This is a genomic window from Pantoea sp. CS_6, from assembly GCF_041954745.1.
GTDB lineage: Bacteria > Pseudomonadota > Gammaproteobacteria > Enterobacterales > Enterobacteriaceae > Pantoea > Pantoea stewartii.
This window is the reverse complement of the sequence record NZ_JAVAYG010000002.1, coordinates 336,636-351,161: the sequence shown is the minus strand read 5'-3', so window position 1 is coordinate 351,161 and position 14,526 is coordinate 336,636. Positions and strand designations below refer to the sequence as shown.

Genomic DNA, 14,526 nt, shown 5'->3' with positions numbered 1-14,526 from the left:
CTGCTTATGCCACAGACCGCACCATTCCAGAAAGCCTGTTTAGTATGTTGTAACTATAAAGACGTTTGCAGCAGCGCGATCTTTCTGCCACATTGAGCATGTTGTAACTACAGGAGAGACTGCGGTGCGTTATGATTTAGTCACAGATATGCAGCAGTGCGTCAAGGATCTCGAAGAAGCCCTGGGAGCATTACGGCAGCAGATTGAGGCGCAGCCGCTGTTAATCGCCCGGGTCTTCAGTCTGCCCCCGATTGAAAAAGGGCATGAACACGATGCGATTACTCAGATTGCCGTGGAGCAGCACCTGGGCACAGAGGCGCGGGAGCGGGCGCTCAACCACTATTGCCGTCTGTTCATGCAGCACCAGTCAGAAAAGCTCAGCACTAAAGCCGCCGTGCGCCTGCCGGGTGCGCTCTGCATCGAATGCAACGAGCAGGACGCGCAGCAGCTTACCGCGTTTATCAACAGCATCAACCAGCTGAAAGCCCGTCTTGAGCACATGATCACCGTGGAGTCCGGTCTGCCTTCCGAAGCCCGGTTCGAATTTGTGCATCAGCATTTGCGCGGCTTAATTACCCTGAATGCTTACCGGACCATCACCGCCCTTCCCGCGCCAGAGAGTGTGCGCTTTGGCTGGGCAAACAAGCAGGTCATTAAGAACGTTAAACGGGACGAGATCATCGCCCAACTGGAAAAGAGTCTGAAGGCTGGCCGTGCCCAGGCTCCCTGGACACGCGAGCAGTGGGCGGAAAAAGTGCAGCAGGAACTGGCGGATGTACGTGCCCTGCCCGCATCCGCGCGCCTGAAGATTAAACGTCCGGTGAAAGTGCAGCCGGTTGCGCGCATCTGGCGTACGGAAGAGAAAAAGCAAACGCAGCTTGCCTGCCCGTCACCGATTCTTGTGCTGTGCCGGGATCGCACCCAGGTGCCAAAGTTAGGTGAGCTGCTGAATTACGATGCGGAGGCGATTACGCATCGCTATAAACCCGCCGCAGAACCCCTGCATTTGCTGATCCCACGCCTGCATCTCTGGGTGGACTGCCCGGTGTGATATCAGGGCCTGTGCAGGCCCTGACAGACCTGATTTACGACTTCATGCTGCCCACCATGTCTTCCGGACGCACCCAGGCATCAAACTCCGCTTCCGTCAGATAGCCCAGCTTCAGCGCCGAAGCTTTCAGCGTTAAGCCTTGTTTATGGGCCTGTTTGGCAATTTCAGCGGCCTTGTCATAACCGATGTGCGTATTCAGCGCGGTGACCAGCATCAGCGACTCGTTGAGCAACTGATCAATACGCTCACGCACCGGTTCGATACCGACAGCGCAGTGGTGATTGAAACTGTCCATCCCATCCGCCAGTAAACGAACGGACTGCAGGAAGTTATGGATAATCATCGGACGATAAACGTTCAGTTCGAAGTTGCCTGATGCGCCCCCCATGTTAATCGCCACGTCATTACCCATGACCTGACAGCACAACATTGTCATCGCTTCACACTGGGTGGGGTTAACCTTGCCCGGCATGATGGAGCTGCCGGGTTCGTTTTCCGGGATAGCAATTTCGCCGATACCACAGCGCGGACCGGATGACAGCCAGCGGACATCATTAGCAATCTTCATCAGTGAAGCCGCCAGGCCTTTCAGCGCACCGTGTGCATGCACCAGCGCGTCGCAGGTGGCCAGGGCTTCAAACTTATTAGGGGCGGTCACAAACGGCTGCTCTGTCTGTTCCGCCAGGGCTTTCGCCACACGCACGGCATATTCAGGATGGGTATTCAGGCCGGTTCCCACCGCGGTGCCGCCCAGCGCCAGCTCGGCCAGATGCGGAATGCTCTGCTCAATGTGTTTAAGGTTGTGCTCCAGCATGGCGACCCAGCCGGAGATCTCCTGACCAAGCGTGAGCGGCGTGGCGTCCTGCAGATGGGTACGGCCAATTTTAACGATGTCTTTAAAGGCGTCAGATTTGGCACGCAGGGTTTGCTTCAGGACGTTCAGTTGGGGAATCAGGTGCTCTCGTACCGCAATGACCGCCGCAACGTGCATCGCCGTCGGGAAGACATCGTTTGAACTCTGGCTTTTATTAACGTCATCGTTGGGATGCACCAGGCGGGACATGCCGCGCTCACCGCCCAGCAGCTCACTCGCACGGTTGGCCAACACTTCATTCATGTTCATGTTGGTCTGGGTGCCGGAGCCGGTCTGCCAGATCGCCAGCGGGAATTCATCGCTGTGTTTATCCGCCAGCACTTCATCAGCGGCCTGAATAATCGCCTCCGCCCGCTCCGCAGGCAGTAAGCCTAAATCCCGGTTAACGCTGGCGGCCGCGCGTTTGGTCATCGCCAGCGCGTGCACCAGCGCCACCGGCATCTTCTCTGTTGAGATACGGAAATGCTCCAGGGAGCGCTGTGTCTGTGCGCCCCAAAGTTTATCAGCCGGTACATCAATTGGCCCCATTGAATCTTTTTCAACGCGATTGGCTGCCATGACTTTCTCCTTTCACCGTTTTAAATAAACCCTTCGTTCACGCGCGGGTGTTCGCTACGCATGAAGCAGATAAACTCATACAAATTTTTAACATCATCCGAGCTTAGCATCCTTCTTGCGCTGGATATGTATTTTCCATGCCAGTTTCTGCTTTAATAAGCGCAATATTCCCATGCCAGAAAGGCAATGAAATGAAAAAGATGAGTAATGCGGTGCAATATTATGCCTGGGGGAGCAAGACGGCATTAACCTCCCTGTATGGCATCGCCAATCCTGAAGACTTACCGATGGCGGAACTGTGGATGGGGGCGCATCCTAAAAGCCCGTCCGCCGTTGACGTTGAGGGGCAATCCCGCTCGTTACGCGATGTCATCGCGGCCCATCCGTCGCAGATGCTGGGCGATGCCGTGGCAAAACGCTTTGGCGAACTGCCCTTTTTATTTAAAGTGCTGTGTGCCGATCAGCCGCTCTCAATTCAGGTGCACCCCAGCAAATCCGCCGCCGAAGAGGGGTTTGCGCGTGAAAATGCCGCCTCTGTACCGCTCAGTTCGCCTGAGCGTAACTATAAAGATGCCAACCATAAACCGGAGCTGGTGTACGCCTTAACGCCGTTTAAAGCCATCAATGGGTTTCGCGAGCGCAACGAGATGGTGACACTGCTCACCCCAGTGGCGGACGCGCATCCTGAGATCGCGCATTTCCTGCGCCAACCGAGCCCCGACAACCTGGCGCAACTGTTTTCAACCCTGCTGTCGCTTCAACAGGACGAAAAAGCGCAGGCGTTAACCGTACTGAAAAACGTCGTCAGTCAGCAGACAGGCGAACCCTGGCAAACCATTCATGAGATTGCGGAATACTATCCGGATGACAGCGGGTTATTCTCGCCGCTGCTGCTCAATGTGATTACTCTGCAGCCCGGACAGGCGATGTTCCTGTTTGCGGAAACGCCGCATGCTTATCTGCATGGCGTGGCGCTGGAGGTCATGGCCAACTCCGATAACGTTTTGCGCGCTGGCCTGACGCCAAAATATATTGATATTCCGGAACTGATGGCCAACCTCAAATTTGACGAAAAGCCGGCCAGCCAGCTTCTTACACAACCGGAGATACAGCAGGATGGCGAGTATTTTCCCATTCCGGTAGACGACTTTGCTTTCTCCATTCATACGGTGAATGCGCAGCCGCTTACCCTGCATCAGGAAAGCGCGGCACTGCTGTTTTGTATTGAAGGTGAGGCCACCGTCACCAATCGCCAGCAGCAACTGGTGCTAAAACCCGGCGAGTCCTGTTTCGTGGCCGCCACCGATGCGCCAGTGTCACTCACCGGCCAGGGTCGGGTGGCGCGCGTGTATAACACGTTTAACTGAGACGGCTGACGCCATTGCGCTTAACTGCTATTATTTCAAACTATTAGCTAAAATGCCTGCGGGCGCTTCTTCACCCGCTGTCTGTGACACGGGTGAAATCAAGGATAAGGACGATTCAGCAATGAAAAAGACTCAAGTTGCCGTTGGTGTGGTAGTCGCTCTGGGCGTAGTCTGGACAGGCGCGGCGTGGTTTACCGGCAAAAAGCTGGAAAGCAATATGGATCAAATGATTCAAAATGCTAACGCTCAGTTAACCACCCTGGCGCCCAACAGTCGTCTGAAAGTCAGCTATCAGGATTATCAACGCGGCATTTTCAGCAGCAAAATGAATGTGGTTATCCAGGCCAGCTCTCAGACCGAAGATAATCCTCTGCTCAAGCCCGGCCAGAGCATCATCCTGAACGAGCAGATCGACCACGGCCCGTTCCCCTTCGCACAGCTGAAAAAAGCCAACCTGATCCCCAGCATGGCGTCCGTGCATACCACGCTGACCAATACCGATGCGGTCAAAAAGCTGTTTGAACTGACCAACAACCAGTCGTTTATCAACGCCGAAACGCGTGTGGGTTACAGCGGCAGCACCGACACCGCAATAAAAATTCTGCCCATCGATTATCAAAATGCGCAAACAGCGCAACGCTTAGCCACCAGCGGCGGCACGCTGAATATCAGCGCAGACAACAAAGGCGATAAAGTGGGCCTGGAAAGTGACATCGACAGCATTGCCATCACCACCAAAAATCAGGTCGATCAGCCGGTGATGTTTACGCTGAACGGCCTGAAGCTGAAAGCGGATACGCATCTCACCAACGAAGGCGTACGCATTGGCGATCAGTCCATCAGCGTGGATAAAGTGGCCGCCGCAGTCAGCGGTCAGGACGCGGTTATTCTTAACAAGATGGTCGGTGATTCCTCTTTTGATAATCAGTCCGGCAAAATCAATGGCGACATTAATTACAAAATTGACGGCGTTGAGGTGCAGAAGCAGAACCTGGGTCAGTTCGCATTAAAAATGAAGCTGTCACAGTTTGATGCGCAAAGCGTTAAAGCGTTCTCGGATAACTACAACGCTCAGCTGACCACCCTGATGAACCAGCCTGGCGTGGAAGACGATCCGGTGCGTTTCCAGAACGGTGTGCGCGCGATCCTGCTGAACAATTTGCCGACCCTGCTGAAAGGGGCCCCGTCCATCAGCATCGCACCACTGAGCTGGAAGAACGATAAAGGCGAGAGTACTTTCAACCTGAATGCCCACTTTAACGATCCGTCCACGGTGACAGGCGAACCGCAGACGCTGGCGGCATCCGTTGATCGCGTACTGAAAACGCTGGATCTGAAGCTGTCTGTCAACATGCCGATGGCGACGGAAACCATGCGCCATATTGGCCTGGCTGAAGGTTATCAGGCTGAAGACGCGCAGAAACTGGCCGATCAGCAGGTTAAAGGGCTGGCAGCGATGGGCCAGATGTTCCGTCTGACACAAACGCAGGACAACAACATCGTTACCAGCCTGCAGTATGCCAACGGTCAGGTGAACATGAACGGCGATAAGATGTCGCTGGAGCAGTTCATGTCACGCTATATGCTTGGCGTCCCGACAAACGAAGGCATGCCGCAATAAGGTCAACCTTTTCGATCAAGGCGGCCCTGGCCGCCTTTTTTACGTCACTGCACCGCCCGCTTTTCTCTCCCGATTCGCTCTCATCAGACGGCCTGCGCCGCGTTACCGTTTATAAAGTGAACAGTTAACCCCTGCCTTTCACACTTGTTGCGCAAATCACTGGCGTTGTTGCGCAAGATATTTTTATAATGCTCTGCACTTTACAGATATCCAGACGAGTGCACTCCATGATTGATTCAACGCTTCCCCTTACCGACATTCACCGCCACCTTGATGGCAACATCCGTGCACAAACCATCCTTGATTTAGGCCGCCAGTTTAACCTGACCTTACCGGCGGATACGCTGGACACCCTGCGTCCGCATGTTCAGGTCACCGAAACGCAACCGGATCTGGTCAGCTTTCTGCAAAAGCTGGACTGGGGCGTGAAAGTGCTGGGCGATCTTGACGCCTGTCAGCGTATCGCGCGTGAGAACGTCGAGGATGCCGCCCGCGCCGGGATTCACTATGCCGAGCTGCGCTTTTCACCCGGCTATATGGCGATGACCCACCATCTGCCGATTGCCGGTGTGGTTGAGGCGGTGATTGATGGCGTAAAGGCCGGCTGCCAGCAGCATGATATCACCGTGCGCTTAACGGGCATCATGAGCCGGACTTTTGGCGAACAGGCCTGTCTGGATGAACTGAACGGCTTCCTCGCCCATCGCGACCATATTACCGCCGTGGATTTGGCCGGGGATGAACTCGGTGCGCCGGGTCACCGTTTTCTGAGCCACTTCCGTCGCGCCCGGGATGCCGGTTTTCATATTACCGTGCATGCCGGTGAAGCCGCAGGCCCGGAAAGTATCTGGCAGGCGATTCGTGATCTGGGCGCTGAACGCATCGGTCATGGTGTGAAGGCTATTGAAGATCGCGCGCTGATGGACTATCTGACGGAAAACGGTATTGGTATCGAATCCTGCCTGACCTCCAATATCCAGACCAGCACCGTCGCCTCGCTGGCGCAGCATCCGCTGAAAACGTTCCTGGAGCATGGCGTGCTGGCGACCATCAACACCGACGATCCCGCCGTACAGGGCATTGAGCTGGCCCATGAGTACCTGCATGCCGCCCCGGCTGCGGGACTGAGCCAGGCGCAAATGCGTCAGGCACAGGACAACGGCCTGACTATCGCGTTTTTAAGCGCGGCAGAAAAAGCCGCCATCCGGGCGAAAGTGCAGTAAGCATAAAAAAGGCCGCGTTATTCGCGGCCTTTTTAGCGCTGAAAGCGCTTATTTCAGCGACATGGTCTGGCGTTTTTCCGCCGACTGCAGCCCCAGCTCAATCAGTTCCATGACCTGAATGGCTTCTTCCGCCGTCACCGGATTCGCCCCGCGCCCGGTAATGGCATCACGAATCGCAGCGTAATAGGCGGGATAGTTGCCCGGCTGTGTCAGGACGGTTTTTTCATTCAGCGCGTCGCCCTCCACCTGGGTCAGCGTACCGTCACGCATGTCGTAACCCCAGTTCTCGCCCGGCGGGAAATCCCCCGCTTTCAGCCGATCTTCCTGCGGGTCCAGACCGTATTTGACGTAACTGCCGCGCGTACCGTGCACGGTATAGCGTGCGGATTCGGCCGCCACCAGCATGCTGGCGTGCAGCACCACCCGGCGCTGTGGATAGGTCAGCGTCGCATGAAAATAGTCGGTGGTCTGGGCACCCGGCCGCATTTCCGCCAGATCAACGTTAATCGCCACCGGCGGGCCAAACAGCTGTAGCGCCTGATCCAGCAGGTGCGGTCCCAGATCGTACCAGATGCCGCTGCCCGCCCCTTTCATCTCGCGCCAGCGCTGCCGTACTTCCAGACGGAAACGGTCAAAGTGCGATTCAAAATAACGCACCTCACCCAGCTCACCCGCTGCCAGTAAGCCTTTCAGCGTCAGGAAATCACTGTCCCAACGGCGGTTATGGAATACGGATAACAGCAGCCCTTTGGCTTTAGCTAAGGCATCCAGCTCGCGCGCCTGTGACAACGTCACGGTGAACGGTTTGTCCACCACGACGTGCTTGCCTGCGTTGAGTGCGGCTTTAGCCAGAGGGAAGTGCGTATCATTCGGTGTAGGGGTAACAATCAGATCTAACGTAGGATCGTCGAACAGGGCCTGGGGCTCGGCGACGACCTGCACGGCGGGCCAGTCGGCATGGACTTTGCTGGCATCGCTGCTGGAGATGGCAGCCAGTTCAACCTCCGGCGTGCCCGCGATCAGGGGCGCGTGGAAGGTTTTGCTGGCAAAGCCATAGCCGATGAGTCCTACTCGCAGTTTCTCGCTCATTCCTTTTCCTCATTAATCGCTTACCAGACTGATTTAAGACTAATAGTCGGGTCAGGACAAGGAGGATTCCCCTTAAAATCAGGAGACTGAGCGCCGTGCACCGTTCCAGGCGCTCTGACTGGCCAGATTATCGTGTACGTCCTGATTGCGGCGGCGGAAATCACTCGGGCTGACGCCGACGCGCTTACGGAAGACGCGCGAAAAATAAAGCTGATCGTCGTAGCCCACTTCACGCCCAATGCTGGCGATGGGTTCCTGCGTGGTTTGCAGTAGCAACTTAGCGCGAATGACGCGCTGATCTTCCCGCCAGCGAAGCAGGTTCACGCCCATTTGCTCGCGGAACAGGTGCGCCAGCCGCGAAGGTGACAGACACACATGGCGCGCCACTTCCTCGATTTTGACCTCGCTGGCAAGATGATTATTCACATACTGGCAGGCTTCGATGATACGGGGATCGCGGATTTGCTGATGGTTACGTGGATCTTCTTCCACCGCCCGTAACAACAGCCGTTCCAGCAAATTCATTGCCAGTTCTTCGGCAAAACGACGCGATGAGTTGTGGGTTTGTTCAATAGTGGCAAACAGGCGATCAAATTCGCCCCGCAGTGACTCCGGTAAGCGCAGCCGCCCGACGCCTTCCTGTTCATCCTGCCAGCGCAGCCAGTCATGCCAGTACGCGCGCGGACGAAAATAGACCCAGCGGTGAAACCACTGCGGACTGTCGGGCGCCCGACCATAATAGTGAGCCGTTTTTGGCTGGAACAGCAGCATTTCACCCGGTTCACAGTCAAAGGCCTTTTCGCCGTCGAACACCCGCCCTTTGCCTTTAATGGTCAGGTTGAGAATATAGCCCTTCATGCCGTGTGGGCGATCAATAAAGAAATCCAGCGGACCATCCGCGGTGATCGGGGTTAATCCCGCCACCAGCCAGGCATTAAACGCGTATCCGGGCAGCAAAGGGTTCTGCTGCTCTGCCGGTAATTCACGGTGATACATACTGTCCTCACTTCGTCGTTGATTGATCACGCGCGGACACCTTTCGCGTCCGCGGGAAGGTTTCACGCCAAATCAGACTTTATTCTTTTGTTTGTAGCGGTCGAATATCACCGCTGCCAACAGTATCAAACCCCGCACAACATACTGTGAGAATGGCGAGATATTTAATAAATTCATCGCATTCTCAACGGTGCCCAGAATCAGTACCCCGGCGATCACATAGGAGATTTTGCCGATGCCGCCCTTCAGTGACACGCCGCCCAGTACGCAGGCCGAGATGACCACCAGTTCATAACCAATTGAGGTCATGGGCTGACCGCTGGTCATACGTGACGCCAGGATGATGCCCGCCGCCGCAGAAACCAGGCCAGAGAGAATAAAGATAATGATGCGGGTACGCACAACCGGCACGCCCGCCAGCCGTGCAGCCTCTTCATTCCCGCCAATCGCCAGCGTGTTGCGGCCAAAGGTGGTTTTGTTCAACAGGAAGGCGAAGATCACCATGGTACCCAGCGTGATCCAGATGGGCGCAGGCACGCCCAGCCAGTTGGCGAAGCCCAGTACGAAGAAGCGCTCGTCTTCGATGCCTACCGCTTTACCGTCCGAGAAGATATAGGCCAGACCGCGCACAATCTGCATGGTCGCCAGCGTGGTAATCAGGGCGTTGATTTTCAGTCGGGCGATAACAAACCCATTGATAAATCCGGTGATGACACCGAGTAACAACCCGGCCGCCACCCCCAGCCAGAGGCTCTCGCTCATATTGATCACCACGGCGGTGACCACGCCCGCGCAGGCGATCACCGAGGCCACCGACAGGTCAAAATCGCCGGAGGCCAGGCAGAACAGCATACCGCAGGCCACCATGCCGGACATCGACATGGCCAGCCCCAGGCCTTTCATGTTGATAAAGGAGCCAAAGTTAGGGACAAAAACCGCACAGGCGATGAACAGCAGGGCAAACACCACCAGCATGCCAAAGTTGTCCCAGACGCGCCCAAAATGCACACCCCGGCGAGGGGCGGCTGGCGGCGTATTTGATGTCGTGGAAGAAGTCACGGTACTCTCCTGTCAGGCCACGGCGGCCGCATGTGTCGTTTTAGGCATGGCCAGGCTCAGCGTCAGCTGCTCTGTGGCCTCGTCATGCAGTAATTCCCCGGCGACCGCCCCTTCGCGCATCACGATAATGCGGTCGGCCAGGCCCATCACTTCCGGGAGATCGCTGGAGGCAAACAGCACCGCAATGCCGTTGTTCGCCAGCTGGTAAATCAGGTTATAAATTTCGTGTTTAGCCCCGACATCAATGCCGCGGGTAGGCTCGTCCAGCAAAATCACCTTGATCTCCTCGGACAACCAGCGGCCAAGAATGGCTTTTTGCTGGTTACCGCCGGACAGGTTCATGATCAACTGGTCAGCGCTGGGCGTTTTGATTTTGAGGGAACGGATATGGCTGTCGGCATTCTTCACCTCCCAGCCGTTTTTGATCAGGCAACCGGCGGTGAGGTTATGACGGCGGGCGCTGATGTTGATGTTGTCGCGCACCGAATGCACCGGAATAATGCCTTCGGCTTTGCGATCTTCAGGGCACAGCATCACGCCCGCCCGAATCGCATCAATTGGCGCCGTCACGTTAAGGGGTTCCCCGTCCAGCAGAATGCGGCCACCGCGCAGGCGCGTGGCACCAAACAGCCCTTTCAGCAGTTCGGTGCGTCCCGCGCCCACCAGACCAAACAGGCCGACAATTTCCCCGGCATGCACATTCAGCGAGATTGGCGCTCTGACGCCCTTCGCCTCCACGTCCTGTAGCGCCAGCCGTACCGGGCCTTTTTCCCGCGGCGCGTAGCCGTAGATATCACCCAGATTACGTCCGACCATCGCCTGTACCAGATCGTCATGATGCGTATTGGCCATGTCCGTAAAGGTGCGCACATAGCGCCCGTCTTTAAACACGGTGATGGCGTCACTGAGGGCAAAAATCTCTTCCATACGGTGCGAGACATACAGCACCACGCGCCCTTCCGCGCGCAACTGGCGGATCACCCGAAACAGATTGTCGATTTCGCGTGCGGACAGCGAGCTGGTTGGCTCATCAAAGGCAATGATGCGCGCGTTACGGGCCAGCGCTTTGGCAATCTCAACCATCTGCCACTGGCCCAGCGACAGGTATTTCAGCGGCATGTCCGGATCGATATCCATACCTAAATTTTTCAGTTGCAGCCCGGCTTCGTAACGCAGCAGCTTGCGGTTTACCAGGCCATGCTTATGCGGCAACTGGCCCAGATAGATATTCTCCGCCACGCTCATTTCGGGCACTAAATGCAGTTCCTGGTAGATAATGGCGACACCCGCATCCAGCGCATCCGTGGTGTGCTGGAAATTCATCGGCTTGCCTTTGATGCGAATCTCGCCGCCACTGGGCAGATAGCTGCCGCTGAGGATTTTAAGCAGTGTCGATTTACCGGCACCGTTTTCCCCCATCAGCGCGTGCACCTGACCGCCATGGCATTCAAATGAAATATCCTGCAGCGCTTTCACGCCGGGAAAAGTTTTACTGATGCCATGAAACGACAGAAAGGCTGAATCAGTGTTCATGGTGTCTCCAATAGATGGCTGTGAGGAATCGGGGCACCTGACGCTCAGGCTGAACACCGTCGCGGTGTTCAGCCCTGCTTTCCTGATGACCCGATGGTGTTATCCGTACTGCCTGTTATTACATCAACCCTTTCTTCGCCAGCTCGGTTTTGAAGTTGTCACGCGTAATCAACACGACGTCTGTCACTTCGGTGAATTTCGGTGGCTCCTGTCCTTTGCTTACCCAGTTGTAGAGCATCTGGCTGCTCTTATAGCCATGGATGTCCGGACTTGGCAGCAGTGAGCCATAGAAGCCGGTCGCGTTGGCTTTTGACAGTTCGCTGACGGCGTCGACGCCGTTGATACCGATACCGATCACGTCAGCGGCTTTAAAGCCCTGACCTTCGGTTGCACGCACGCCGCCCAGCACGGTGTTGTCGTTCATGCCGACAATCAGCCAGTGCTTCACTTCAGGGTGCTGAACCAGCAGAGAGTTACCGGCATCAAATGCGCCGGGGATGTCATTCGATTTGGTCGGGACCTGATAGATCTGTTTTTCCGGGAAGCCGGCCGCTTTCAGGGCATCCATCGAACCACCGGTACGACGACGCGCGGTATCCAGTTCGTTAGCGGTGATCGCCATCACGGCGGTGTCTTTGACATCCCAGCCGCGTTTCTGCATTTCTTTATACAGTTCCTGTCCCTGACGTTCGCCAATTTTGGTCGCGGCCATCATGACCAGCGGTACGCTGTCCATCGGCTTGCCTTTGGCGTTCACAAACTGATCGTCCACGGCGATCACCTTCAGGCCATAACCGCGCGCCTTTGCCATGATGGCGGAGCCGAGTTTGGGATCCGGTGTGCAGATCACGAAGCCTTTTGCGCCATTCGCGGCCAGGCTGTCGATAGCGTTAAGGGTTTTTTCGCCGTCCGGAACGGCAATTTTAATCACCTCAAAGCCCAGGTCTTTACCGGCTTTATCCGCAAATTTCCATTCGGTCTGGAACCAGGGTTCTTCCGGCTGCTTCACCAGAAAACCCAGCTTCATGGTCTCGGCGATAGCTGATTGTGACATAACCGCTGCCAGCCCGATGGCTGCCAGCGCTTTAGTGAATTTATGCATGATGCTCTCCGGCGCTAGTGGTTTTATCGCTGTTAAATACGAATCGGTGTAAACGCTACCAGTTAACTCTCTTTTGTAGGTACAGATGTAAATCAGCACGTTAGCGGGAGCCATGAGGGTAGCCTGCTTAAACGCTGGCCTAGTTTTAGCGGGAATGAAGAAGAAAAATGTAGAGCGGTATCACATCTTAAAATCACGACAGAATGATCCATATATTCAGCAAATTTAACCGTCTGTTAACTTTTGCAATGGATCACAAATTCACTGCGTGTGGCAGAAAAGTGCATATTCTCAGCCAGCCGTGACTAACCCTTCTTTTTTACACAACTCAGGATAAGGAGGTTTATTCACAACAGGAGAGTCAAATGCGTACTGAAGCCATCACCCTGGGGCTGGACTTTGGTAGTGATTCGGTGCGTGCGCTGGCGGTGGATTGTCACACTGGTCAGGAGCTGCACAGTGCCGTGGCCAACTATGCACGCTGGCAGCAGGGACTTTACAGCGATCCTCACAGCAACCGCTTTCGTCACCATCCTCAGGACTATATTGATGCTATGGAGCAGGCCATGCTGGGTGTGCTCGCGGCGCTGAGCGACACGCAACGGGCCGCCGTCGTCGGCATCGGTGTCGACAGCACCGGCTCCACCCCCGCTCCGATCGATCGTGACGGCAAGGTACTTGCCCTGCGACCGGAGTTTGCGGAAAACCCCAATGCGATGTTTGTGCTGTGGAAAGACCATACGGCCATTGAAGAAGCGGAAGAGATTAATCGCCTGTGTCGCAGCGGCCGCTTTACCGATTACAGCCGCTATATCGGCGGGATCTACTCGTCGGAATGGTTCTGGGCCAAGATTCTTCATATTACCCGCCAGGATGCTGCCGTGCGCGATGCGGCCGTGTCCTGGGTTGAACTCTGTGACTGGGTGCCCGCCTTACTCAGCGATACCGTCGCCCCGGACAAACTCCGTCGTGGGCGTTGTGCCGCTGGTCACAAAGCGCTGTTTCATGCTGACTGGAACGGCTTACCCGACGCCGACTTCCTTAACGCGCTGGACCCGGCGCTGACTCAACAGCTGGACTCTCCCCTGTTCAGCGAGACCTGGACCGCGGATATCCCGGTGGGCACGCTGAGCCCGGAATGGTCGCAACGCCTGGGTTTATCGCAGCAGGTTACGATTTCGGGCGGCGCATTTGACTGCCATATGGGCGCGGTCGGCGCCGGTGCGCGACCCTATACCTTAGTGAAAGTGATTGGCACGTCGACCTGCGACATCCTGATTGCTGACACCGGGAAAGTCGGCGACCGCGCCATCAAAGGCATCTGTGGTCAGGTTGATGGCAGCGTCGTGCCGGGCGCGATTGGTCTGGAAGCAGGCCAGTCGGCGTTTGGCGATATTTATGCCTGGTACAGCCGCCTGCTGGGCTGGCCGTTGCAGCTGGCAGCGCAGCACCATCCCGAACTTAAACCGCAGTTGGCGGAGATGCAAACGTCACTGATCACCCGTCTGACCGAGGCCTGGGTCGCCAGTCCGCAGTTGGATCACCTGCCCGTAGTGCTGGACTGGTTCAACGGCCGCCGTACACCCAATGCCAACCAGCGCCTGAAAGGGGTTATTACCGACCTGAATCTCGGCACGGATGCTCCGGCCCTGTTTGGCGGCCTGATTGCGGCCACCGCCTTTGGTGCCCGCGCCATCATGGAGTGCTTCGAGCAGCAGGCAATTCCGGTGGAAAACATTCTTACCCTCGGCGGCATTGCCCGTAAATCCCCCGCCATTATGCAGGCCTGCTGCGACGTGATGAACCGGCCGCTGGATATCGTCGCCTCCGATGAGTGCTGTGCGCTGGGCGCAGCCATCTTCGCTGCCGTCGCCGCGGGCGTTCACCGCGATGTGGAGCAGGCGCAGGACGTCATGGCCAGCCCGATTGACGTGACGCTGCAGCCCGATCCGCAGCGCGTCGCGCGCTATCAGGCACTTTATCAACGCTATCAACAATGGTGCGAGACGGCAGAACCCCATTATGCCGCCCGTTCCGCTTCCGCTAAGTAAAG

Annotated in this window: 11 protein-coding genes; 5 read left to right on the top strand and 6 right to left on the bottom strand. The window is 56.3% G+C overall.

Features of this window, described 5'->3' with window-relative positions:
- Positions 1-148: 148 nt before the first annotated feature.
- Complete coding sequence (tus, locus tag RAC90_RS04615) at positions 149-1,051, top strand: DNA replication terminus site-binding protein (protein WP_375124059.1); 903 nt, start codon at positions 149-151, stop codon at positions 1,049-1,051.
- A 34-nt stretch (positions 1,052-1,085) separates the two neighbouring features.
- Here the strand turns inward: tus and fumC are convergent, their stop codons facing one another.
- Positions 1,086-2,483: a class II fumarate hydratase gene (fumC, locus tag RAC90_RS04610; RefSeq protein WP_375124020.1), complete on the bottom strand. Its 1,398-nt coding sequence runs from the start codon at positions 2,481-2,483 to the stop codon at positions 1,086-1,088.
- Positions 2,484-2,674: 191 nt separating this feature from the next.
- On the opposite strand from fumC, the gene manA reads away from it, so the two are divergent.
- From manA to add, 3 genes are all read left to right on the top strand, one after another.
- The gene (gene manA, locus RAC90_RS04605) at positions 2,675-3,850 is read left to right on the top strand and encodes a mannose-6-phosphate isomerase (RefSeq protein WP_054633837.1); all 1,176 of its coding nucleotides are present in this window, start codon (positions 2,675-2,677) and stop codon (positions 3,848-3,850) included.
- Between the two features lie 121 nt (positions 3,851-3,971).
- On the top strand, positions 3,972-5,471 hold the full coding sequence (locus RAC90_RS04600) for a YdgA family protein (protein ID WP_375124019.1): 1,500 nt from the start codon (positions 3,972-3,974) through the stop codon (positions 5,469-5,471).
- Between the two features lie 227 nt (positions 5,472-5,698).
- Positions 5,699-6,694, top strand: coding sequence for an adenosine deaminase (gene add / locus RAC90_RS04595; RefSeq protein ID WP_375124017.1), 996 nt, complete (start codon positions 5,699-5,701; stop codon positions 6,692-6,694).
- A 48-nt stretch (positions 6,695-6,742) separates the two neighbouring features.
- On the opposite strand, the gene RAC90_RS04590 is transcribed toward add, so the two are convergent.
- From RAC90_RS04590 to RAC90_RS04570, 5 genes are all read right to left on the bottom strand, one after another.
- Complete coding sequence (locus RAC90_RS04590; RefSeq protein WP_375096269.1) at positions 6,743-7,783, bottom strand: oxidoreductase; 1,041 nt, start codon at positions 7,781-7,783, stop codon at positions 6,743-6,745.
- A gap of 78 nt (positions 7,784-7,861) precedes the next feature.
- Positions 7,862-8,779 carry an arabinose operon transcriptional regulator AraC gene (gene araC, locus RAC90_RS04585; RefSeq protein ID WP_006119067.1) on the bottom strand — a complete coding sequence of 306 codons (918 nt, stop codon included), beginning with the start codon at positions 8,777-8,779 and terminating at the stop codon, positions 7,862-7,864.
- Positions 8,780-8,851: 72 nt separating this feature from the next.
- Complete coding sequence (gene araH / locus RAC90_RS04580; protein ID WP_033741305.1) at positions 8,852-9,838, bottom strand: L-arabinose ABC transporter permease AraH; 987 nt, start codon at positions 9,836-9,838, stop codon at positions 8,852-8,854.
- A 12-nt stretch (positions 9,839-9,850) separates the two neighbouring features.
- On the bottom strand, positions 9,851-11,371 hold the full coding sequence (gene araG, locus RAC90_RS04575) for an L-arabinose ABC transporter ATP-binding protein AraG (RefSeq protein ID WP_033741304.1): 1,521 nt from the start codon (positions 11,369-11,371) through the stop codon (positions 9,851-9,853).
- A gap of 118 nt (positions 11,372-11,489) precedes the next feature.
- Positions 11,490-12,473 carry an arabinose ABC transporter substrate-binding protein gene (locus RAC90_RS04570; RefSeq protein WP_006119064.1) on the bottom strand — a complete coding sequence of 328 codons (984 nt, stop codon included), beginning with the start codon at positions 12,471-12,473 and terminating at the stop codon, positions 11,490-11,492.
- Between the two features lie 365 nt (positions 12,474-12,838).
- On the opposite strand from RAC90_RS04570, the gene RAC90_RS04565 reads away from it, so the two are divergent.
- Positions 12,839-14,524: a ribulokinase gene (locus RAC90_RS04565; RefSeq protein ID WP_058701963.1), complete on the top strand. Its 1,686-nt coding sequence runs from the start codon at positions 12,839-12,841 to the stop codon at positions 14,522-14,524.
- Positions 14,525-14,526 lie beyond the last annotated feature (2 nt).